A 22,787-nucleotide genomic window follows, 5' to 3' on the forward strand; every position below is an offset into this window, starting at 1 on the left:
CGCGGTAGCGCCGTGAGGGCGAAACGCTCCCGGCTTTCCGATGAAGAAACTGGAGGAAACCCTGATGCTGGATCGCAGAAACCTGCTTGCTTCCGCCGCCGCAATCGCCATTGCCGGCGCCATGACGAGCGCGCCCGCCATGGCGCAGTCCGGATTGCCCGACACAATTTCCTGGACGGCCTATGATGTCGGTTCGGCCGGCTACAACCAGTCCGTGGCCATTGGCGGCGCATTGCGCAACGAATTGGATGTCAATCTGCGCATCCTGCCGGGTCGCAACGACATCGCTCGCCAGATTCCGCTGCGCGACGGGCGCGTCGATTTCTCCGCGACGGGGCTTGGCGCGAGCTTCTTCTCGCAGGAAGGCATGTTCGAGTTCGGTGAGGCATCCTGGGGCCCGCAGGAAGTGCGCGTCCTGATCGCCTCGAACGCCGATTCGAATCTCACCATCGGCGCGGCCGGCGATCTCGACATCGAGACGGTGGCGGATCTCGAAGGCAAGCGCGTCGCCTGGGTCGTGGGTTCGCCCTCGCTCAACCAGAATATCGGCGCCATTCTCAGCTTCGCCGACCTGACCTGGGATGATGTCGAGCGCGTCGAATTCCCCGGCTTCGGTGCCGCATGGGAAGGCATCATCAACGACCAGGCCGATGCGGCCTTCGCCGTGACGACGTCAGGTCAGGCCTTCCAGCTCGAAGCCTCGCCCCGTGGTCTCGTCTGGCCGACCCTGCCCTTCGACGACGAGGAAGGCTGGGCCCGGCTGAACGACGCCGCGCCGTTCTTCGTGCCCAACCGCGCGACACTCGGTGCGGGCCTCTCCGAGGACAACCCGCACGAGGGGCCGAACTACCCGTATCCGATCCTGCTCTCCTACGCGGATGCGGAAACGGACAAGGTCTATGCCATGACCAAGGCAATGGTCGAGCTCTTCCCCGTCTATGACGGCGCGGCGCCCGGCATTTCCGGCTGGCATATCGACCGCCAGCAATTCGAATGGGTGGTGCCCTATCATGAAGGTGCGATCCGCTATTTCGAGGAGATCGGCGTCTGGACCGAGGATCACCAGGCGCATAACGACGGTCTGATCGCGCGTCAGCAGGTGCTGAAGGCTGCCTGGGACGCGTTCGTCGCCGAGGGCGTCAGCGATGAGGAGGCCTTCCAGGAGGGCTGGATGCAGGCGCGGCGCGATGCGCTCGAAGCCGCCGGCATGAATCCGATCTGGAACTGATCGAAGGCCGTTTGCGGCGGGATTTCCCGCCGCGTTCCCCTGATCGTGCGCCGCATGCTCCTTTCGCATGTGGCGCGCGGCAATGCTTCGCGACCGCTCGCGTGTGCGTCAGGCGCGCCACGCGCCGCCGCATTCCCCCGCTCAGCCCGCATGCAGGTCAGCCATGAACGACACCAGGGATCCCGAGGCCACCAATCCCCTGAACGAGGCGCCCGTAGTCCCGCTTGCCACGACCGGGGCCAAGCCCGCCATCGAGGAAGAAGCGCGTTTCAGGGAAGTCACCGGCTGGGTAAAGGGCGTGTTCGTGGCGCTCACGCTCGCGGCGATTTTCCTCGCCGTGAACCAGTTGTTCAATCTGCGCCTGTTCGTCGGCGTGGTGATCATCGAGAACCGTTATCTCTATCTGCTCGCGGGCATCTTCCTCGCGCTCGCCTTCGCCGCCTTCCCGATCAGCCCGCGCGCCCGGGGCGGGCCGACGCCATGGTACGACCTGATCCTCGCCGCGCTCTCGCTCGGTGCCTGCGGCTACTTCACCTTCACCGCCCATCGCAGCCTGATGGAGGGCTGGGAATATGCGGCCCCGCCGCTCGCCATGGCGATGAGCTTCCTGCTCTGGGCCCTGATCATCGAGGCCACGCGCCGCACCGGCGGGCTGGTGATCGCGGTGATCGTCTTCTTCTTTTCGCTCTACCCGGTCTTCGCCGATGTCGTGCCCGGGCCGATCTCGGGCTTTGCGCAGCCCTTCGATGACACCATCGCCTATCACCTGATCTCGAACGAGAGCTCCTTCGGCATTCCGATGAAGGCCTTCGGACAATTGGTGATCGGCTTCATTCTGTTCGGCGCGACGCTCCAATTCACCGGCGGCGGGCGCTTCTTCAACAATCTGGCGCTTTCCCTCGTCGGTGGATATCGTGGCGGGGCGGCGAAGGTGGCGATCTTTGCCTCCGGCTTCATGGGCTCCATGAGTGGCTCTGTCGTCTCCAACGTGCTCACCACCGGCGTCGTCTCGATCCCTGCCATGAAGCGCGCCGGCTTCTCCTCGCGCTACGCGGCGGGAACGGAGGCCTGCGCCTCGACGGGTGGCGTTCTGATGCCGCCGGTGATGGGCACGACGGCCTTCGTCATGGCCTCGTTCCTCGGCATGCCCTACAGCCAGATCATCATCGCTGCCGCGATCCCGTCGATCCTGTATTATCTCGGCCTGTTCGTGCAGATCGACGCCTATGCGGCGCGCAACGGCCTCAAGGGCATGCCGCGCTCGGAGCTGCCCTCGCTGAAGGAGACCTTCAAGGAGGGCTGGCATTACATTTTCGTCTTCGCCATCCTGATCGTGATGATGATTGTCTTCCGGCAGGAGACGCTGGCGCCGTTCTATGCGACTGCGGCGCTTGTCGTGATCAACCAGCTGCACAGGGGCACGCGGCTCAATCTCAACGGCTTCATCAACCTGCTGACCGGGGTGGGGCGCTCGCTCGCGGAGCTCGTGGCGATCCTGCTCGGTGTCGGCCTGATCATCGGGGCCTTCTCGGCCACAGGGCTCGCCGGAACACTCGCCAACGATCTCGTCTTTCTCGCCGGTAACAACGTCTTCGTGCTCCTGATCATGGGGGCGATCACGGCCTTCATCTTCGGCATGGGGATGACGGTGACGGCCTGCTACATCTTCCTTGCCGTGGTGCTCGCACCGGCCCTGACGCGTGCGGGGCTAGATCCGCTCGCGGTGCATCTGTTCATCATGTATTGGGGCATGGTCTCCTTCATCACGCCGCCGGTGGCGCTGGGCGCCTTCGCTGCGGCGACGATTGCGCGGACAAGCCCGATCATGGCCGGTCTGGAAGCCATGCGGCTGGGTTCGATCATCTATATCGTGCCGTTCTTCTTCGTCCTGAATCCGGCCCTGATCGGTCGCGGCAGTGCCTATGAAGTGGTCACGGTGCTGATCACGGCGGTGATCGGGGTGTGGTTCATCGGGTCTTCGATCCAGGGCTATCTCGCGGGCGTGGGGGATATCGGACGCGGTGCGCTGGCGCTGCTGCGTCGTGTGATGCTCGCAATCGGCGGCCTGTTCCTCGCCGCTCCGGGTCATATCGGACTCGGCCTCGACCACATGCAGATGACGCTGGTCGGGCTCGCCTTCGCGGTACCGGTGATTCTCCTGCGGGTGATGCGCCGGGGCGCGGCGCCGGCGCGGCCATAGGGGCGGGAGGAAACGCGTACGGGAGCGCTTTGCCCGGGAAGAAAACTTGTCGGGAAGAAACTTGTCGGGAAGAAACTTGCAACTGCTATGGAGTGTGCGAGAAAAGTTCGCTTGATAGGGTTGTCGAAGGGCTGGTTCGAATGAAGGCCGATACGATACATGCGCATGAGGCGGATCTCCCCGTGGATCCTGCGGAAGGCGACGACGTTCCGGCGAAGGATCGCCAGTTCGTCACCGCGCTCGCACGCGGCCTGTCGGTGCTGCGCGCCTTCACCAGTTCCAACGAGGTTCTGGGGAATCAGGAGATCGCCCGGCGCACCGGACTGCCCAAGCCCACCGTCTCGCGGCTGACGCATACACTGCGCGAACTGAACTACCTGCGCATGGTCAAGGACCGGGAGAAATATCAGCTTGGCCCCGCCGTGCTGGCGCTCGGCATGGCCTTCTTCCGCTCGAACTCCTTTGCCCAGATCGCGCGCCCGTTCCTGCAGGAACTCGCCAACGCGACGCAGGCGCATGTGGCGCTGGGGATCCGCGAGGGGCTCAACAGCGTCTATATGCAGCTCTGGCGCGGGCGCGGGCAGAGTATCACCATCTCGCGCGAGATCGGCTTTCATCTGCCGCTGGCGAAATCCGCCATGGGGCTCGCCATGGTCGCGGCACTCGATGCCGACGAGCGACCCGGCGTGATCGCGGGGCTGGCTGCGCAGGTGGGCGATGACTGGCCACGCCTCGAGGCGGAGCTCGAACGGGCGCGGCGCGAAATCGAGCAGACCGGTTTCTGCATTGCGCTCGGCGCCTGGAACAGCGAAATCAACGCCGTTGCAGCACCTCTGGTCGCTCCCGAGACGGGCTCGCTCTACGTCGTCAACGTGTCCGGCCCCGCTTTCATCCTCACCGAGCGCATGCTGCGCGAAGAAACCGGCCCGAGATTGCGCGCCACGATCGAGCGCATGCGCGAGACCGGCGCCGTCGAATGGCCGCAAGTAGTCGGGCGTCCGCGCAGCTTCTATTGAGCGCAGGCGCCTGTGCGCCGGTCAGATCACGCCCTTGTTCTTCAGGGCTTCGCCGATCTCGTCGAGAATGGCCGGGTCGTCGATGGTGGCGGGTGGCGTCCATTCGTCGCGATCGGCGATCTTCTTCATGGTTGCGCGCAGGATCTTGCCCGAGCGCGTCTTGGGCAGGCGCGGCACGGTGACGGCGAGCTTGAAGGCGGCGACGGGGCCGATCTTCTCGCGCACCAGCCCGACGAGCTCCTTCTCGATCGTCTCGACGGGCTCGATGATGCCGGATTTGAGCACCACGAAGCCGCAGGGCACTTCGCCCTTGAGCGCATCCTTGACCCCGATCACGGCGCATTCCGCAACGGCAGGGTGGCCGGCGAGCACTTCCTCCATGCCGCCCGTCGAGAGGCGGTGTCCGGCGACGTTGATGATGTCGTCCGTGCGGCCCATGATGAAGATGTAGCCGTCCTCGTCCTTGAAGCCCGCATCCGAGCTCGAATAATAGCCGGGATAGGCTGCAAGATAGCTCTCATGGAAGCGCTCCGGTGCGTGCCACAGGGTCGGCAAGGCGCCCGGCGGCAGGGGCAGGCGGATCACGACGGCGCCCATTTCGTTGGGCCCGACCTCCTTGCCGTCCTCGTCGAGGACACGCACGTCGTAACCCGGCATCGGCACCGAGGGTGAGCCGTGCTTCACCGGCAGCATGCCGATCCCGACCGGGTTGCCGACGATGGGCCAGCCGGTCTCCGTCTGCCACCAGTGATCGATCACCGGCACGCCGAGGATGCGCTCGGCCCATTGCACCGTATCCGGATCGGCGCGCTCGCCGGCGAGGAACAGCGTGCGGAAATGCGACAGATCGTAATCCGCCAGCAGCTTCGCCTGCGGATCCTCCTTCTTGATGGCGCGGAAGGCGGTGGGGGCGGTGAAAAGCGAGACGACGCCGTGCTCGGCGATCACCCGCCAGAAGGCACCGGCATCGGGCGTGCCGACGGGCTTGCCTTCATAGATGATGCTGGTGCAGCCATGCAGCAGTGGCGCATAGACGATATAGGAATGGCCGACCACCCAGCCGACATCGGAGGCCGCCCAGAACACCTCCCCGGGCTTGATGCCGTAATGGTTCTCCATGGTCCAGGCCAGCGCGACCATATGCCCGCCATTGTCGCGCACGACGCCCTTGGGCTTGCCGGTCGTGCCGGAGGTGTAGAGCACGTAGAGCGGATCGGTGGCGGCGACGGGTACGCAATCGGCGGCGCGGCCTGCGGCCTTCGCACCGGCGACCGCCGCCTGCCATTCGTGATCCCATGGCTTGTCGAGGCTCGCTTCCCCCTCGGGGCGCTGGAAGACGAGGCAGGCTTCCGGCTTGCTCGTCGCGAGTTCGATGGCGCCATCGAGCAACGGCTTGTAGCTGATGATGCGACCCGGCTCGAGCCCGCAGGAGGCGGCGAGGATCGCCTTGGGATGGGCATCATTGATGCGGGTGGCGAGCTCTTTTGCGGCAAAGCCTCCAAAGACGACGGAATGGATGGCGCCGATACGCGCGCAGGCCAGCATCGCCATCACGGCCTCGGGAATCATCGGCATGTAGATGATCACCCGGTCGCCCTTGCCGACACCGAGATCCTGCAGAACGGCGGCCAGCGCGGCCACCTCGTCGCGCAATTCGCGGTAGCTGATGGCGCGCTTGGAACCGGTCATCGGGCTGTCATAGATCAGAGCCGGCTGGTCGCCGCGCATTGCGACATGGCGATCGACGGCGTTGTGGCAGGTATTGCAGGTCGCGCCCTCGAACCAGCGGCCATAGGCGCCGGCCTTTGCATCGAAGACATGGTCCGGCGGCTGGTACCAGTCGATCGCCTGTGCGGCCCGGGCCCAGAAGGCCTCCGGATCCTCCTGCCAGCTTTCGTAGAGCTTCGCATAGGCGCTTTGCGCGATTCCGGACATCGGTTCCATCCCTTCGGTCTCGACGCGATTGCGGACACGCGTCTGATTTTCTCCATGGTGACGAGAACGGGCGGCGCTGACAAGCCGGCCAAAAGTTTGAAACGCGCTCTGCCCCGTCAGGGTGGCGCGGCCACCATTCACCACAAACGACCCTGATGGATCGGCAGTTTCGGCTCGATTGTCGAATTTAAGGGCGAAATGGCGTCATTTTGGGCTTTTCATCGATCTGTGCTGCAGTTATGCCGACACATTGCCGAAATTGGAGATCAATAAATGTATTCAGTCAGTTCGAATGTCCGTACAAATCAAATTTCCCAGTCTAATTTTGTGGTTTTCCCGTTTTCTGAATGTAGCACGATTGCAGATGAAAATATAAAATCAAAAGATATTAAATATCAGCATGTAAAAGAATCAAAAAATGGTAATATTATTGCGGGCCCATTGGTAGGATATACTGCAGTATCATCTGAATATTCTTCGTCATGCGGGATGAATTTGCCGGATGCAGGTGGTTTGCCCCTATTGCCGGATTCTATCTACTCCAGCCCGATCAAGCAGGGCCCGGAGGCCGACTCGGTCAGCCGCGAGTTCCGGCGCGTCTCCTGTAGCCAGAGCGTGCGCGAGCTCATCCATGAAATGGCGCAGATTCAGGACATGCTGATCATGGATTCGACCGATCCATGGGCCGATATCCAGCGCCGCACCGCTCTGCTCGATCCCGGGTTCCGCGAGGTTCTGCAGCGGCACATGGCCCGTGCGGCGGCGCTGCTGGAGCGGATCGAGCGTGATTGTCAGGATGTCCTCTCGCCGGAAGAGCTGGCGGAATGTGGACGTTTGCGGGGCGCTTTCGAACGGATGCGCGGCTATGTCGGCGCTGATCTTGTGACCGAAGGCGGTGATCTGGGCGAAGGCAGCTACCAACGACTGATGCAAGCGATGCGTGATGTGGCGGCGGGCGCGCGCGATGTGCTCGGGGCTGTGATCACTGGTCTTGGCGCCTCGGCGGCATTTCTCATGAACCTGCTCCACAATCAGTTTGCGCATTGAATAAGTAAAATTCATATGCAATCCCTGATTGACATTAAAAGAGAATTAGTTAATAAATATGGTTAACGATTTTATTCGAAGCCATTTTTCAATCCGTGATTTTTGTGAGGTTTCAATCATGAATATCGGCGCGATCAGCAATCTTCTCTCGCCGGGAGGCGCGTCCTCCCCCGTTCCGGCGGATAAAAGTTTCAGCCTCGATCTTGGCAAAGCAGCCGCAGCGGCACCGGAAGACGCGCGCATTGCATCCTTGCCCGAGCGGAGGGATCGAAGCGATAGGGAGGCACGCTGCGCCGACGCCTTTAATCGTCTCATGCGAGATGTGAACGAACTTTTCGATCTTCTTGCGCGCGACGATCCGTCTTTGGAAGCAAAGCTCGATGACCTTGACCTGCGGATCAACGCGTTGATCAATTTCTGCGGTGACGCCCTGCCTCATTCAGCGATGAGTGACTTGCGCGGATTGCGGGAACTCATCGATGCCATGCGCGGGGCGCTCGGCTTCGATGCGGATCAATCGCAGTCCGGCATTGCGCCGCAAGTCAACTGGAACCTCTTGGAGCGGCTTGCTCACGCACTCTGGGAGGGGCTCCAAAGGCTTGCGCCGCTTCTCGGTGGCGGACCCGCGAACCAACCGGCGTTCTGAATACCCGCATTGCATTTTCCCTCATCACCATCATCGCGCCTTCCCGAAGGGGAGGGCGCGTATCCATGTATTTCGAAACTGAATTTGAAGGATTGGTTTTCTCATGACGATGATTGCTGCGAATCCGGCCATCCCGAATGGTAAAATGTCTGGAGGCAAACACGATTCCGACAACGGTTTCTCGGCTGCTCTGGCCGGCGCGCGCGACGAGAGCGCCGTCCTCAAGCAGCAGGGCCCCGATCGCCGCATTCCGCGCGCCGCCCAGGAAGCGGCCTGTACCGACATGTATAACGAAGCCGCCGCCATCGCGAACGGCGTGGTCCTGCGCCTGCTCGTCGAGGGGCCGGAGGCACTGCGGCGCTGGTTTGCGGATCCGGATAACCGCGCCGTGGTCGAAGAAAGCCTCGATCGTCTCGACGATCTCCTCAACGCCCTAGAGCACCAGTGCGGCGATTTTCTCCCGGCGAGCGCGATGGAGGAGGTGCGCGGCATGCGCGACGTGCTGGAGCGTCTGCGTGAGGCCATGCGCATGAATCTGTGGGAGCAGGTCCAGTCCCTCGCCGGGGTGCTGTGGGAAGGGCTGAAAGGGGTTGGCCACATCCTGCGCTCGATCGGAGCGGACGTGCTTCGCCTCATCCCGGCTGCTGCGGAAGGGGTTTTGCGACAGCAAAATCCATAAAGCCGTTGCAGACTTTCATCGCGCTCCCTCCCCGCGGGAGAGGGGGGCGCCGTCATGGAGGGCGCGACCGGTCTCCCTCCCCTAAGGGGAAAGATCAACGCCGGGGTGGGGCCGGTTTCCACAATCCGCGCTGTTCATGATCAGCATCGCGCCCTGCTTTTCAAAGGGCGGGGGTGACGTGCGCTGATTTGAATAAATTCAGATATTTAAAAAAGGAGTATGAACATAATGCTTGCCATGAAGCCGCTCGATACGCCGTCTCTGGATAAAAAGGACCACGGCCCGGGCGCCGCCGAAACCGCGTTCAGCCTTCCCGGCAAAGCCGCCGCGGCCGCTCCCGATACCGGGGTGTCGGCTCTCGTCGGCAACCCTTCGTTCGAGTCCAAGACCATCGGCAGCATGGAGGAACCGCTCGATCCCAGCGCCTCTCGGCGCAGCAGATATTGCGATGATCTCTTCAACGAGATCATGGCGAAGCTCGAGCAGATCGAGAACATCATGCCGCCTCCGGGTACTGACAGCATGCGCCAGCTCATCGCGACGCCGGACCGTCGCCTCGCGATGCTCAGGGAGTTCAACGACCTGATGGAGCTGATCGACGAATTGTTCAACAATTGCCGTGACTTCCTCCCCGCGGAAGCCATTTCGGAGATTCGCGACGTGCGCATCGATGCGGAGCGGCTGCGCCGCGCGCTGCTGATCGACGATAATGATCCCGATCCGTTCGCGACCTTCGCGGCAAGGCTCGGCACGACCGTCGAGAACGCCGCGCAGGCTTTCGGCAGCGCGATGGAAACGCTCGGAACGGTCATATCCGGGGCGGCTGCGATGTTCGGCTCGTGGGTCATGGAGCAGTTTCTTCGCAGACCGGCCCATTGACGCGACTCTCCCCCGCAGCTTCGCGCACAGAAGATGGGCGAAGCTGCGGGGCGATCTTTGCGGCGGGATCGTTAGGATGGCTCACCAGAGCATCCATCATGATTTCAGACCCCGCCTTCTATCTCGCCGCGATTCCGGCGGTCATCCTCGTCGGTTTTGCCAAGGGCGGCTTCGCAGGCCTCGGCCTGCTGGCCTTGCCGCTGATGGCGCTGACGATTTCGCCCGTGCAGGCGCTCGCGATCATGCTGCCCATCCTGATGGTGCAGGATGTCGTCACGGTCTGGTCCTATCGCCATTCCTGGGACAAAACCAACATTCAGCGGCTCTTGCCGGGTGCGCTTCTGGGGATCGCCGCCGGCTATTTCCTCGCCGCTTACGTTTCCGAAGATGCCGTGGCGCTGACCATCGGTGTCGTCTCGGTAAGCTTTGCCATGCGCCGCCTCGTGCTGGAGCGCCGCGCAACCCTGCCGGCGGCGAGTGTCGCGGGGCCGATTGGCGGTGCGGTGTTCGGTGTGCTCTCCGGCTTTACCTCCATGGTCGCGCATGCGGGCGGGCCGCCTTTCCAGGTCTACGTCCTGCCGCAGCGCCTGCACCGCGAGATCGTGGTGGGGACCGGCGCGATCTTCTTCGCGATCCTGAACGTGGTGAAGGTGGCGCCCTTCTTCATGCTGGGGCAGTTCTCGCCCGAGAACCTCGCCACCTCGCTGGCGCTGTTTCCCCTCGCCATCGCTGCAACGATCGCCGGGATCTGGCTGATCCGGCGTATCGACAGCGCGCGCTTCTACACGCTGATCTACATCCTGCTGCTCGGCGTCGGCGGCAAACTGATCCATGACGGGCTCGGCGGGATGCTCGGCTGAGATGACCGATCGGACGGGGCATGCGGCTTTACGCGATCCGATGCGCGTATCGCGGGCATTGCCAAAGCCCGGTCCGGCATTCCATGTTCATGCCAAAGATGCGGCGCGTCGTCAGTGCCGCGCATCAGGGGAGAAACGGAATGACGGGGCGGCTCGCAGGAAAGATCGCCGTGGTCACGGCGGCGGGGCAGGGGATCGGGCGCGCGATCGCGGAGAGCTTCATCGCGCAGGGTGCACAGGTGCATGCCAGCGATCTCGATGCGGGCAAGCTCGAAGGGCTGACCTGCGCCAGCGCCCATGCCCTCGACATGACTGACGGCGCGGCGATCGCCGCCTATGGCGAGAAGATCGGCGGTGTCGACATTCTGGTGAATTGCGCCGGCTATGTCGCGCACGGCACCGCGCTCGATTGCGATGACGCGGCCTGGGATTTCTCCTTCGACATCAATGTCAAATCCGCCCATCGCGCGATCCGGGCCTTCCTGCCCGGCATGCGGGCGCGCGGCGGCGGTTCGATCATCAACATCGCCTCCGCCGCCTCCTCGGTGAAGGGCGCGCCAAACCGTTACGTCTATGGCGCGACCAAGGCGGCCCTGATCGGCCTGACCAAATCCGTCGCCGTCGATTTCGTGCGTGAGGGCGTGCGCTGCAACGCGATCTGTCCGGGCACGATTGAATCCCCCTCGCTGGAGCAGCGCATCGTCGATCTCGCACGCATGCAGGGCGTCTCCGAGGATGAGGCGCGGGCGCAGTTCGTGGCCCGCCAGATCATGGGACGGCTCGGCACGGCGCAGGAGGTGGCCTGGCTCGCGCTCTATCTCGCAAGCGACGAAGCCGCCTTCACCACCGGCGCGGTCCATATGGTCGATGGTGGCTGGAGCGCCTGACAGCGGAAAATCGGAACCGCCGCGCTTGTCAGGGGTTGCAGCGTCATGAGACGATGTGAGCGATTGGTGGCATCGGTTTTTCGCGTTTGCGGCGGTCGGAGATGAGTGTGGGGTCGGTCAAAGGGGATAATCGACTGAAGCAGTTGCGTCTGCTGGCTTTGCGCGCGCTCGAAGCCAATGCGATGTTTCTGTTCTTCGTGGCGATCTACGTCGCGCAGGCCTTTGTCGTGAGCTTCTTTCACGAGACGCGCTTCTCGCTCGGCGTCTACAACATCATGTGGATCGGCGGCGCGGTCTTTGTCTTCCTGATCGCCTACCTCGCCAACAAGCGGCGGGACGGATTGCTGACGAGTATTCCGTTCCTTTCGCCAGGGGAGGATCGGCGCGGGCGCCTTCTGTTGTGGAGGCGTCTCGCTATCGCAGCGCCGGTGTTTCTTGCGCTGCCGTTTTTCGTTTCCGCCTTCACCTCGCTCAAGGCCTCGATCGGCACGATCAATCCTTATGCGCTCGATCACGTCTTCATGGAGATCGACCGTTTCCTGCATGGAGGCGTTTCTGCCTGGCGGATCCTGCATCCGGTTTTCGGCTATCCGATCGTTACGGCAACGGTATCGCTGCTCTACGAAGCGTGGTTCCCGATCATGGCTTTCACTGTGCTTGCGGTGACGCTGTGGACTGAACGTCCGGCTCTGCGCAACCAGTTCCTGATCGCATTCATCCTGATCTGGGCCGTGCTCGGGACCTTTGCGGCGCTGATCCTTCCTGCGGGCGGTCCGTGTTTCTATGGATTATTGTATCCGTATCGCGATAACCCCTATGCGCCGCTTATGGCATACCTCCAGCAGGCCGACGAAATCTATCGCGTGCGCGCTCTCGACATGCAGGACCTGCTCTGGGAGCAGTTCGAGGCGGGTAATCTGCGTCCCGGCGGCGGGATTTCGGCGACGCCAAGCATACATGTGGCGATTTCGACGCTGATCATGCTGCTTGCCTGGCGGGTATCGCCCTGGCTGGGGATCGCGGCGACGCTGTTCCTGATCGTGACCATGGTCGCGACCGTCCATCTGGGCTGGCACTATGCGATCGATGGCTATATCTCGCTTGCTGCGGTTCCGGCCATATGGGCTTTCGCCGGGCGCATCGCAGAGTTCAATCTGCGCGGCATGCGTATCGCGCGCAGCTTTGCCCCGCCCCGGTCCGTGATGCCGCCTCGTGGTGCGCTGGCTCGCGCGGATGCTGACGCCGCTGTCGCGCCACGCACTGCGCACAAGTGAGATTTGCCAGGCGGAACTGTGCGAATCCGCATCGTGGTTTTCGCCGCTGGCGCTCTTCTCGCACCGAGATCTGCCAGCTACAGCTTGCAGGAGATTGCGCCGGCCAGTGCGCGCATGCAGGGAGTGCCCCATGAGTTTCGTTTTTCCGCCCGCCGAACGCCCGGCTTTGCCGATCGCCGGTACCGATGCGTTGTTCCCGGTGCGCCGGGTGTATTGTGTCGGTCGCAATTATGCTGCGCACGGGATCGAAATGGGCGGTGATCCCGCGCGTGAGCCACCTTTCTTCTTCATGAAGCCAGCGGATGCGCTCCAACCCGTCCCCGATGGGCACCTCGCCGAACATCCCTATCCGCCGGGCACGCAAAACTATCATTTCGAGATCGAGATGGTGGTGGCGCTGAAATCCGGCGGGCGAGACATTCCCGTCGCTCAGGCGCTCGACTGTGTCTATGGCTATGCGGTCGGTATCGACATGACCCGCCGCGATCTTCAGGACGAAGCCAAGCAGATGCGCAGGCCGTGGGAACTCGGCAAGGGCGGCGACAATTCCGGGCCGGTCGGCCCGCTGCACCCGGTCTCGCAGGTCGGCCACCCGGCGCGAGGTTCCATCGCGCTGGCGGTCGACGGTTCCACGCGCCAGGATGCGGATCTCGCCGAGATGATCTGGTCGGTGGCCGAGCAGATCGCCTATCTGTCGCGCTATTTCGAGGTGATGCCCGGCGACGTCATCTTCTCCGGCACGCCCGCCGGCGTCGGTGCCGTGGCGCGCGGCGAAACCATGACGGCCTCGATCGACGGGCTGGGCAGCATCGCCCTGCGCGTCGTCTGACCAGCGCCCAACACAGCTTTCAGCGGAAGGAAACACCCATGTCCCCGGTCACTGCATTGCGCGAAGGCCTCGATTCCGGCAAACCGCTCCTGAGCGCCTGGTGCGGCATTCCGGAGCCCGCGATACCGGCCCTGCTGGCGAAGGAGGATTTCGACCTCGTCACCCTCGACATGCAACACGGGGCCGTTGATTTCGCGCAGACCCTGCGGGCGCTGCCGCTCATCGCCGCCACCGGCAAGCCGATGCTTGCGCGTATCCCGGTCGGTGATTTCGCCACCGCCTCGCGCCTGCTCGATGCCGGCGCCTGCGGCGTGATCGCACCGATGATCAACACGCTCGACGATGCGCAGCGCTTCGCCAGGGCGATGAAATTTCCGCCGAAGGGTGAGCGCAGCTGGGGGCCGCATGCCGCGCTGGCTCTGTCGGGTCTCGCGCCCGATGCCTATTTCGCACAGGCCAATGCTTTCTCGATTGCGCTCGCCATGGTGGAGACGCGGGAATCGCTTGCGATCATCGACGAAATCCTCGCCACGTCCGGCATCGACGGCGTGTTCATCGGCCCGGCCGATCTCTCCATCGCCCTGTCGGATGGGCGTGGGGTGGATGCGCAGTCGCGGGAAGTCGAAACCGCGCTCGATCATGCGGTGGCGCGGGCGCGCGAGGCCGGCAAGGCTGCCGCCGTCTATGCGGCGACGCCGGAGCGCGCGGCTGCCTTGATGCAACGCGGCTTCGACATCGTTGCGCTTGGCTCGGACGTGAACCTCCTGCGCGCCGGCGCACAGGCCTGGATCGGTACGGCGCGCGGCGGGTGAGGGCGGGGCGGGCCGCATCAGCGCCGGGCCCGTCGGTCGCGCGTTGCTGCCATCAACGAAAAAGCCTCCCGCAGGGGAGGCTCATCGCTCGTGGTCGATCAGGATGAAACGCGTCAGCTGGCGACGCGCTCCTCGTTTTCGTTGGGCTCGCGCAGGACATAGCCGCGACCCCAGACCGTCTCGATATAGTTCTTGCCCTGTGAGGCGTTGGCCAGCTTCTTGCGCAGCTTGCAGATGAAGACGTCGATGATCTTCAGCTCGGGCTCGTCCATGCCGCCATAGAGATGGTTGAGGAACATTTCCTTGGTCAGCGTCGTCCCCTTGCGCAGGGAAAGCAGCTCCAGCATCTGATATTCCTTGCCCGTGAGATGCACCCGGGCGCCGCCGACTTCGACGGTCTTGGTGTCGAGATTGACGACGAGATCGCCGGTGGTAATCACCGACTGGGCGTGACCCTTGGAACGGCGGACAATCGCATGGATGCGGGCGACCAGTTCGTCCTTGTGGAAGGGCTTTGTCAGGTAGTCGTCGGCGCCGAAACCAAGACCGCGCACCTTGTCCTCGATGCCGGCCATGCCGGAAAGGATCAGGATGGGTGTCTTGATCTTGGCAACACGCAACGTGCGCAGAACCTCGTAACCCGACATGTCGGGAAGATTGAGGTCGAGGAGGATGATGTCGTAATCGTAGAGCTTGCCGAGATCGACGCCCTCTTCGCCGAGATCGGTGGTGTAGACGTTGAAATCCTCGGATTTCAACATCAGTTCGATGCTTTGCGCCGTTGCGCCGTCGTCCTCGATGAGAAGTACGCGCATGTTTCAGATCCCCAGCATGGCTCGAGCGTGTTCGGGCAAAGCGTCCTCACCCGTTCACCACGGTGACTCCGTGGTGAGCGCCCCTTTCCGTCCGATTCGCAACGCTATGCCTCAATGGTTAACAAAACCTGATTCCGGTGTGCAAGCAGATAAATGCCGATTGCGAGCGAATCGGTATAATATCTTGACTCACCGACAGTTTTTGTCCTCCGAAAGCTTAACGTTCCGCATGAAGAAAACCAGCTAAGCGATTCACCAGACTCGCTTTCGCCCCGAGCTAACGAACCACGGCCCGTTAATCTCGGCTTCAGCAGTCTTAACGAAGCGAGTAAACGAAAGGTTAGCATCCGTGAAAGAATCATTGCGCAGCGACGGCAAATTTGCGGCGGCCCGCCGCGCACTCGACGATATCGACGATATCGACGTTTACGGTCGCGTCGTCGCAGTGCGCGGCCTGCTGATCGAGATCGCCGGCCCTGTCGGCGCGATGCGGCTGGGCGGGCGTATCGAGATCGACATTGATGGCGGCGCGAATGTTCCCTGCGAGGTGATCGGCTTCGAGGGGGACCGCGCGCTCGCCATGCCGTTTGGCAATCTCGACGGTGTCAGAAGGGGTTGCGCGGCGCATGTGCGGCGCGCTGCCGGCTCGGTTCGCCCCGACCCGGCCTGGCTGGGCCGGGTGGTCGATGCGCTCGGGCGCCCGGTGGATGGCGGCCCGCCCTTGCAGGAAGGCGGCCTCGCCTATCCGTTTCGCGCTGAGCCGCCGCCGGCTCATGCGCGCCGGCGCGTGGGGGGTCCCCTCGATCTCGGTGTGCGCGCCCTCAATACCTTCGCCACCTGCTGCGCGGGGCAGCGCATGGGCATTTTCGCGGGATCGGGTGTGGGCAAATCCGTCCTCCTGTCGATGCTGGCGCGCTATACTGCAGCCGATGTCGCGGTGATCGGACTCGTCGGTGAGCGCGGCCGAGAGGTGCAGGAATTCCTTCAGGACGATCTCGGCGCCGAAGGACTCGCGCGTTCCGTCGTGGTCGTCGCCACATCCGATGAACCGGCCCTGATGCGCCGTAACGCGGCTTACCTGACCCTGACGCTCGCGGAATATTTCCGCGACCAGGGCAAGTCCGTGCTGTGCATGATCGATTCCATCACCCGTTTCGCCATGGCCCAGCGCGATATCGGCCTCGCTGGCGGTGAGCCGCCCACGGCCAAGGGTTATACGCCGACCGTCTTCTCCGAACTGCCGCGTCTGCTGGAGCGCGCCGGGCCGGGAACCGGGGATGGGACGATCACGGGCCTTTTCACGGTTCTGGTCGAGGGCGACGATCACAACGAGCCCGTCGCCGATGCGGTCCGCGGCATTCTCGACGGCCATATCGTGATGGAGCGTACCATTGCCGAACGCGGGCGCTATCCCGCCATCAACGTGCTCAAATCGGTCTCGCGCACCATGCCCAAATCCTGCGATCCGGAATTCTGGCCCGTTGTGCAGCGCGCGCGACAGGTGCTCGCCACTTATTCCGACATGGAAGAGCTGATCCGGCTCGGCGCCTACCGGCCCGGATCCTCGCCCGAAGTGGACGAGGCGATACGCCTGAACCCGGAATTGGAGAGCTTCCTCGGTCAGGGTAAGGAAGAGTCAACTTCCATCCGTCATGGTTACCGGCGGTTGGCGCAGATCCTGTCCGCGCCGCAGACGTGATGTGTGGTCTGGGTTGGAGTTGAAGGACGATGAAATCGCGTGACACGCTCATTCGCCTGAAGCGTTTTCAGGTTGACGAAAAGCGCCGGCGCGTGGCGCAGATCGAGATGATGATCGCAGACTTCGAGCGTATGGCGGCAGATCTGCAGGCCGAGATCGCATCGGAGGAGCAGAAGGCCGGGATTACCGATACCGCGCATTTCGCCTATCCCACCTATGCGAAGGCGGCCGCGCAGCGGCGCGAGAACCTTCTGCAATCGGCGGCCAACCTCAAGGGCGAACTCGACGATGCCAAGGGCGAGCTCGCCGAGGCTTTCGAGGAGCTCAAGAAGGTCGAGATCCTCGATGACCGCGAGAAGGGCGCCGAGCGCAGCGCTGCGGGTGCGCGCGAACAGGCGCAGATGGATCAGCTCGGCCTGTCCCGGGCCGTGCGCGGCTACTGATCGCCGTGATCGCCAACACTGCCCGGCAGGGGGATGAACGGCACATGCGCCGCCGCCCCCTGCGGCAGCAACCCGTCATGGCGCGGGTCATCCATGATTTCGATCGCGAGCTTGTAGGGCGTGAAGCCGCAGCGGCGGTAAAAGGCGAGTGCGCCCGGATGATCGAAATGGCAGGTATGCACGAAGAAGCGTGAGATCGGTCGCGCGAAGGCCCGCAGGATGGCGAAATCCATCAGGAAACGCCCGTTGCCCTTGCCGACGGCATCGGGGACAAGTCCGAAATAGGCCAGCTCGCAGGTATCATCACCGCGAAAATCGAGTTCCAGCAGGCCCGCCGGGCGACCATCCGCAAAAAGCGCGAAGCGCTCGAATCCGGGATCGGCCAGCAACGCATCGAGCGCCGCATCATCGAGGCGCAGGCGGCCGACCCACAGCCAGTTCTCACCGATTGCACGAAACAGCGCCCGATAGGCGTCGGGCGCGGGCGTATAGGGGTGGATCGCGATACCCGCCGGCGCCTCGGCGGGCATCCGGTCCGGCGGCGCGGTCATGGCGAGATAGGTGACCAGCGTGGCAAGTTTGCCGGGTGGCAGATCCGTATACCCGTCGAGCCGACAGGGGAGAATGGCATCAGGGTGGCTGTGTTCATCCGACATGCCGCAGCGATAGCAGAATCATGCGCGCAGGCAAAGCCGCGACAGGCCCCGCGCGGTGTGCCCGATCCGGCAGGTGTGGATGAAATGCTTAAAATAAATTCATGAATGCATAAATTAACGTCAAGCTTGGCCATTTGTTTCAACGCGATATTAACCGCCATCATAAATAGTGATGAGTAGTGAAGATACAATTCAAACGGCGATGTCACGGGGCGAGATATGGCAGCGGTAGCGACGAAGCAGGGCGAGGAACAACAGGCGACCAGCCTGAACGATATCGCGCGTGTCACCGGTGAGGTGCGCGGGCTCGCAGCGGAGAAGACGCGGCGGATTCAGCAGGTGACGGGGCAGATGCGCATTCTCGCGCTGAATGCCATGATCGAGGCGACGCGGGCCGGCGAATACGGGCGTGGCTTTTCCGTCGTCGCACAGGAGGTCCGCACGGTCGGCAGCGAAATCGAGGGCGTGGCCAAGGAACTCGAAGCGCATCTGACGCAGCGCATCCTTGAGCTGCAGAATCAGGTCGAATCCCTCGCTGATCAGGCCCAGGGCGAGCGGCTGGTGGATCTGTCGCTCAACGCCATCGAACTGATCGATCGCAATCTCTTCGAGCGCACCTGCGACGTGCGCTGGTGGGCGACGGATTCAGCGGTGGTCGATTGTGCGCGCGAACCCGACGAGGAGGCTGTCGCCTATGCCTGTCGCCGGCTGGGCGTGATCCTCGGCGCCTATACGGTCTATCTTGATCTATGGCTGTGTGATCTCGAAGGTAATGTCATCGCCAATGCAAGACCCGAGCGTTACGGCGTGATCGGGCGGAATGTGGGGCATGAACCCTGGTTCGCCAGCGCTGCCGGTCTCGCCTCCGGGGATGATTACGCGGTCGGCAGTGTCGGGCGTCAGAAAGAGCTGGATAACGGGCAGGTGCTCACCTATTGCGCCAGCGTGCGCGAAAACGGCGAGGCGCATGGCCGCCCGCTTGGTGTCCTCGCCATCCATTTCGACTGGGAGCCGCAGGCGCGCGCCATCGTCGACGGGGTGCGCATCGCCCCAGACGAGCGTGAGATCACGCGCGTCCTGCTGGTCGATTCCGACCACCGCATCATCGCCGCATCGGACGGTGAGGGAATTCTGAGCGAGCGGGTCAACCTGCGCACCGCCAACCAGCGCTCAGGGCATTATCGCGAAGCGGACGGCACCACGGTCGCCTTTCACGCCACGCCCGGTTACGAGACCTATGCGGGGCTTGGCTGGTACGGCGTCATCAAGCGCCGCCCTGACTGACATGCGGTGAACGGTTCGCGCTTCAAAGGGGCAGTTCTTCGCCTGTGAACCAGCGGGGGGCAGATCAGCACGTTGCGACATGTTGCTTGTCAGCCTTGATCACGCAGGTTCCTCGCCGCGTATCGCGTCGATATCATGCCGGCGCGCCGCCTGTGCGAGCGCAGTGGCGAAACGGGGGAAGTCTTCGCGCGGGACCAGGCCGGCAAGTGCCCGGGCATCACGGGGCAGGCCGAGCTGGTCGGCAGCGTCGAGGGCACGCTCGTCGAGAAACGGATAGAGCTCGTCCCAGATCGTTTGCACCTCGCGGAAGAAGATGTCGACCCCGACATCGCCGAGCCCCTTGAACGCCTTGAGGCGCTTGCGCTCCGCCTGCGGCTCGGCGCCGGCTGTCTCGCGCAGGATGCGCAGATCACCCTTGTATTGCTCCAGCAGCATCTGCGCGCTTTCGCCGAGCATGCGCGATGTGCTCTCGTCATAGCGGGCGTAGCCGGCCCGGTTCAGCACCTCGGTGCGCTCTTCCCACGTGCTCTCCGCCATGGCTTGTGCCGTGCGCCACCCGGCTTCGCTGAGCGCGCGGGCGGCGGCGCAGGCGATATCGGCGTTGATGCGCGCGCTGAACAGGATCGATGCCACCAGCCATCGAAACAGCGGCGAAGGTGTGCCCTGTTCGATGGGAATGGAGAGTTTGTCACAGAAGGTCTGCCCGTGCCGCTGCATCAGCGCCTCGATGATCTCCTTCCGGGAGCGCGTTGTTTCCGATTTTTGACCAGCTTTCGCCTCGGACATGGTGCAAGCGCCTCTCGATTTGCATAATCTGAAGACCAACGCCCGCAGGCGAAAGCCGTTCCGGCGCAATCGATCGCCCGATGCACGAAGCTGCGCATGATGGTTCCCGCAGGCCTCGCAGCGGAGGACGATTGCCTCCTCGGCGCTTCTACTGATTGAGCGCCTTCTCCAGCGCATCGATGGGGGTCGCATGCTCGTTGATCCGCGCCCAGGGATCGTCCTTCGCGCCGAGGCGGCGGAAGATGTTGCTCAACGTGTAGCGCTGCGGATGCATGTCACCGGCCAGCGCCTCGTCCCAGCCGAGGGGCGTGGCGATCGGTGCGCCGGGAAGCGGGCGCACGGCGTAGGGCGCCACCGCCGTCTGGCCGTAGGCGTTGCGCCCGATATCGAGATAGACCCGGTCACCGCGCTTCGCCTTGCGCTGTTCGGTGGTGAGATCATCCTGATGGGCCTTTGCCAGATGCGCGGCGAGCCGGTCGGCGCAACCCCTGACCGCGTCGAATGGCGCTGATCGGTCGAGCGGCACCACGACATGCAGGCCTTTCGAACCGGTGGTCTGGACGAAGCCTGGGATCTGCGCATCGTCAAGAAGCCGGCGCAGCTGGCGTGCGGCCATCTGCACCTTGCCGAAATCATCATCGGACGGGTCAAGATCGATGATCAGCCGGTCGGGCCGGTCGATCGCGTCGATCGTCGAGAGGCCGAGATGGGGTGTGATGCAGCCCTGATTGGCCAGATAGACGAGCGACGCGGCATCGTTGGCGATCACCTGTCTGAGGCTGCCGCCTTCCTTGTCGAGCGTGGCCCGTTCGATCCAGTCGGGGAAATGGTCGGGCGCTTCCTTCTGGAAGAAGCCATCCGCATCGATTCCGTCGGGAAAGCGGTGCATGGTCAGCGGGCGTCCGCGATAATGGGGAATCGCGATTTCGGCGATGCGTCGATAATAGTCGACGAGATCACCCTTGCTGATCCCGTCTTTGGGGAACAGTGTCTTGTCTTGGTTCGAGAGGCTGATCGCGCGCCCGTCGATGTGAATATCCTCGTCACTCATGAGCCCTCGGGAGTTTCGCGCACGACATCTCCCACCTCCTTGTCACGACGCAGGCCGAGAAAGCGTGGATGGCGCAGCTTGCCATCCTGCGTCCATTCCGTGAAACCGAATTCACCCACGATATCGGGCGTGACGAAGGTCGCGTCAGCCTCGTCGACCGGGTCATCAAAGGGCGCGGTCTTGCGCACCTGCCCGTCGAGCTGCCGCCGGAAATCCGTGAGGAAGGCCTCATTGAAGCCGGTCCCGACCTTGCCGGCATAGCGCAGGCTGTCACCTTCGTAATAGCCGACCAGCAATGCGCCGAATCCCTTGCGGGTCCCCTTTGGCGCCGTGAATCCCCCGATGACGAGTTCCTGACGGCGGTCGCATTTGAACTTGAGCCAGTCGCGGGAGCGGCTGTGGCGATAGCCGCGAGCGGCATTCTTGGCGATCAGCCCTTCCCAGCCGCGCGAACAGGCCTCGTCGAAAAAGGCTTCGCCATCGCCATTGCGGTGCGGGGTGTAGCGCAGCGGATCTTCGAAACGCAGCACCTGCCGGAGCAGGCTCTTGCGGGTGCGCAAGGCCAGATCGTCGAGGCTGTAGCCATCGAGATGGAGGATGTCGAAGAGATAGAAATACACCGCCACACCGCTGTCGCGCGCCTCCTGCGGATCACTGATCCCCATGCGCTGCTGCAGACGCGAGAAGCTGGTGCGCCCGTTCCGGAAGGCGACGATCTCGCCGTCGATGACGAAATCCCGGCACGCCTGCCCGGCCAGCGCATCGATGATCTCGGGATAGGTTTCAACGATATCCTTGCGGTTGCGGGTGAGCAGCCGGATGCGGTCACCGTCACGAAAACACAGGGCGCGCTCGCCGTCGAGCTTGCGCTCGAAGAGCCAGTCGGGATCGCAAAAGCGCGCATCGGTGAGCGTGGCCAGCATCGGCGCGGTCCAGTCCGGATGCGGCTGGTCCGCAAGGCGCTCCCGCTCCTGCGCCGACAGCCTGTCGCGCCACTCCGTCATGACGCGTCGTCCGCGTCGCCATCGCCTTCCTGTCGCCTGACCTGCGCGATCGTGCGCCCGCTGAGGACGGATTCCGGTTGCGTCGAGACGGGATTGCGGCGGGCATCGGCGGCATCGTCATCCATTTTCACGAGCAGCCATTTCTCGTCATCACCGGTCTCGGTGCGTTGCAGGGCGTATCCGCCCGCGATCTTTTCGCCTTCCAGGTGCATGAGCAGATGTCCCTGTTCGAGCGCCTTCTCGGCAGGAACGATCCCGTCTTCCTTGCGGGTGATGTTTTCCCAGGTGCCGCGATCCCAGACCAGAACGGTCCCGGCGCCGTATTCACCCTCCGGGATCACACCCTCGAAATCGGCATAGTCGCGCGGATGGTCCTCGGTGCGCAGGGCCAGGCGTTTCTCGCGTGGATCGGTGGAGGGGCCCTTCGGGATTGCCCAGGACTTGAGCGCGCCGCCGACATTGATGCGAAAATCATAGTGCAGGCTGGAAGCGTCGTGCTTCTGAATGACGAAGATCGGCGCATTATCGGCGGATTGCCGATCCGCTTCAGGCTCGGTCGTTTTCGAGAAGTCACGTTTTTCTTCGTATCGCATCGTCATCAGCGCTTCCGTTCCATGGCGCGGTTTGTCTTAACCGATTCAAATCCGGATCAGGCATTTGCGTTCCACGGATTTGGCGCCAATGCCTTGCCCCGGGAGCGGTCGGCAAGCGATGGTGCAGACCGCATGCTTGCTGATTCACCCTCTGACGCAAGAAG

22 protein-coding genes are annotated in these 22,787 nt (G+C 63.3%); 15 read left to right on the top strand and 7 right to left on the bottom strand.

Annotated elements, in window-relative coordinates; all coding sequences use genetic code 11:
• Positions 1-64: 64 nt before the first annotated feature.
• From GA0071312_RS09415 to GA0071312_RS09425, 3 genes are all read left to right on the top strand, one after another.
• A complete protein-coding gene (locus GA0071312_RS09415; protein ID WP_074446049.1) occupies positions 65-1,228 on the top strand; it encodes a TAXI family TRAP transporter solute-binding subunit in 1,164 nt (387 codons plus the stop codon).
• Between the two features lie 163 nt (positions 1,229-1,391).
• Positions 1,392-3,428 (top strand): TRAP transporter permease, encoded by a 2,037-nt coding sequence (locus GA0071312_RS09420; RefSeq protein WP_083204469.1) that lies wholly within the window; start codon positions 1,392-1,394, stop codon positions 3,426-3,428.
• Between the two features lie 140 nt (positions 3,429-3,568).
• Positions 3,569-4,444: an IclR family transcriptional regulator gene (locus GA0071312_RS09425; RefSeq protein ID WP_074444757.1), complete on the top strand. Its 876-nt coding sequence runs from the start codon at positions 3,569-3,571 to the stop codon at positions 4,442-4,444.
• A 21-nt stretch (positions 4,445-4,465) separates the two neighbouring features.
• On the opposite strand, the gene GA0071312_RS09430 is transcribed toward GA0071312_RS09425, so the two are convergent.
• Positions 4,466-6,379 carry a propionyl-CoA synthetase gene (locus GA0071312_RS09430; RefSeq protein WP_238947165.1) on the bottom strand — a complete coding sequence of 638 codons (1,914 nt, stop codon included), beginning with the start codon at positions 6,377-6,379 and terminating at the stop codon, positions 4,466-4,468.
• A gap of 273 nt (positions 6,380-6,652) precedes the next feature.
• Between GA0071312_RS09430 and GA0071312_RS09435 the strand changes: the two genes are divergently transcribed.
• From GA0071312_RS09435 to GA0071312_RS09475, 9 genes are all read left to right on the top strand, one after another.
• Positions 6,653-7,426: a hypothetical protein gene (locus GA0071312_RS09435; protein WP_131817761.1), complete on the top strand. Its 774-nt coding sequence runs from the start codon at positions 6,653-6,655 to the stop codon at positions 7,424-7,426.
• A 118-nt stretch (positions 7,427-7,544) separates the two neighbouring features.
• On the top strand, positions 7,545-8,072 hold the full coding sequence (locus tag GA0071312_RS09440) for a hypothetical protein (RefSeq protein WP_074444760.1): 528 nt from the start codon (positions 7,545-7,547) through the stop codon (positions 8,070-8,072).
• 145 nt (positions 8,073-8,217) lie between these two features.
• The gene (locus GA0071312_RS09445) at positions 8,218-8,751 is read left to right on the top strand and encodes a hypothetical protein (protein ID WP_131817762.1); all 534 of its coding nucleotides are present in this window, start codon (positions 8,218-8,220) and stop codon (positions 8,749-8,751) included.
• Positions 8,752-8,979: 228 nt separating this feature from the next.
• Positions 8,980-9,630, top strand: coding sequence for a hypothetical protein (locus tag GA0071312_RS09450; RefSeq protein WP_074444762.1), 651 nt, complete (start codon positions 8,980-8,982; stop codon positions 9,628-9,630).
• A gap of 98 nt (positions 9,631-9,728) precedes the next feature.
• The gene (locus tag GA0071312_RS09455; protein ID WP_074444763.1) at positions 9,729-10,490 is read left to right on the top strand and encodes a sulfite exporter TauE/SafE family protein; all 762 of its coding nucleotides are present in this window, start codon (positions 9,729-9,731) and stop codon (positions 10,488-10,490) included.
• Between the two features lie 140 nt (positions 10,491-10,630).
• Positions 10,631-11,377 carry an SDR family oxidoreductase gene (locus tag GA0071312_RS09460; protein WP_074446051.1) on the top strand — a complete coding sequence of 249 codons (747 nt, stop codon included), beginning with the start codon at positions 10,631-10,633 and terminating at the stop codon, positions 11,375-11,377.
• A gap of 107 nt (positions 11,378-11,484) precedes the next feature.
• Positions 11,485-12,651: a phosphatase PAP2 family protein gene (locus GA0071312_RS09465; protein WP_165603998.1), complete on the top strand. Its 1,167-nt coding sequence runs from the start codon at positions 11,485-11,487 to the stop codon at positions 12,649-12,651.
• A 130-nt stretch (positions 12,652-12,781) separates the two neighbouring features.
• Entirely contained in the window at positions 12,782-13,480 is a 699-nt protein-coding gene (locus GA0071312_RS09470; RefSeq protein ID WP_074444765.1) for a fumarylacetoacetate hydrolase family protein, read from the top strand.
• Between the two features lie 38 nt (positions 13,481-13,518).
• On the top strand, positions 13,519-14,292 hold the full coding sequence (locus tag GA0071312_RS09475) for an HpcH/HpaI aldolase family protein (RefSeq protein ID WP_074444766.1): 774 nt from the start codon (positions 13,519-13,521) through the stop codon (positions 14,290-14,292).
• Positions 14,293-14,405: 113 nt separating this feature from the next.
• Here the strand turns inward: GA0071312_RS09475 and ctrA are convergent, their stop codons facing one another.
• A complete protein-coding gene (gene ctrA, locus GA0071312_RS09480) occupies positions 14,406-15,107 on the bottom strand; it encodes a response regulator transcription factor CtrA (RefSeq protein WP_074444767.1) in 702 nt (233 codons plus the stop codon).
• Positions 15,108-15,456: 349 nt separating this feature from the next.
• On the opposite strand from ctrA, the gene fliI reads away from it, so the two are divergent.
• Positions 15,457-16,806, top strand: a complete 1,350-nt coding sequence (gene fliI, locus GA0071312_RS09485) for a flagellar protein export ATPase FliI (RefSeq protein ID WP_074444768.1) — start codon at positions 15,457-15,459, stop codon at positions 16,804-16,806.
• Between the two features lie 29 nt (positions 16,807-16,835).
• The gene (gene fliJ / locus GA0071312_RS09490) at positions 16,836-17,249 is read left to right on the top strand and encodes a flagellar export protein FliJ (protein ID WP_074444769.1); all 414 of its coding nucleotides are present in this window, start codon (positions 16,836-16,838) and stop codon (positions 17,247-17,249) included.
• Here fliJ and GA0071312_RS09495 read toward each other — a convergent pair.
• A complete protein-coding gene (locus GA0071312_RS09495; protein WP_074444770.1) occupies positions 17,243-17,905 on the bottom strand; it encodes a GNAT family N-acetyltransferase in 663 nt (220 codons plus the stop codon). The genes fliJ and GA0071312_RS09495 overlap by 7 nt on opposite strands.
• 219 nt (positions 17,906-18,124) lie before the next feature.
• Here GA0071312_RS09495 and GA0071312_RS09500 point away from each other — a divergent pair, with 219 nt between their 5' ends.
• Positions 18,125-19,189 (top strand): methyl-accepting chemotaxis protein, encoded by a 1,065-nt coding sequence (locus tag GA0071312_RS09500; RefSeq protein WP_074444771.1) that lies wholly within the window; start codon positions 18,125-18,127, stop codon positions 19,187-19,189.
• Positions 19,190-19,288: 99 nt separating this feature from the next.
• Here the strand turns inward: GA0071312_RS09500 and GA0071312_RS09505 are convergent, their stop codons facing one another.
• The 4 genes from GA0071312_RS09505 to GA0071312_RS09520 form a co-directional block, all read right to left on the bottom strand.
• Positions 19,289-19,975 (bottom strand): hypothetical protein, encoded by a 687-nt coding sequence (locus GA0071312_RS09505; RefSeq protein WP_083204471.1) that lies wholly within the window; start codon positions 19,973-19,975, stop codon positions 19,289-19,291.
• 148 nt (positions 19,976-20,123) lie between these two features.
• Entirely contained in the window at positions 20,124-21,026 is a 903-nt protein-coding gene (gene ligD / locus GA0071312_RS09510; RefSeq protein ID WP_074444772.1) for a non-homologous end-joining DNA ligase, read from the bottom strand.
• Positions 21,023-22,030, bottom strand: coding sequence for a non-homologous end-joining DNA ligase (ligD, locus tag GA0071312_RS09515; RefSeq protein WP_074444773.1), 1,008 nt, complete (start codon positions 22,028-22,030; stop codon positions 21,023-21,025). The genes ligD (GA0071312_RS09510) and ligD (GA0071312_RS09515) overlap by 4 nt, the downstream gene beginning before the upstream one ends.
• Entirely contained in the window at positions 22,027-22,629 is a 603-nt protein-coding gene (locus tag GA0071312_RS09520; protein WP_074444774.1) for a DNA polymerase ligase N-terminal domain-containing protein, read from the bottom strand. Before GA0071312_RS09520 ends, ligD (GA0071312_RS09515) begins: the two co-directional genes overlap by 4 nt.
• Between the last annotated feature and the right edge of the window lie 158 nt (positions 22,630-22,787).

The organism is Saliniramus fredricksonii (assembly GCF_900094735.1).
GTDB lineage: Bacteria > Pseudomonadota > Alphaproteobacteria > Rhizobiales > Beijerinckiaceae > Saliniramus > Saliniramus fredricksonii.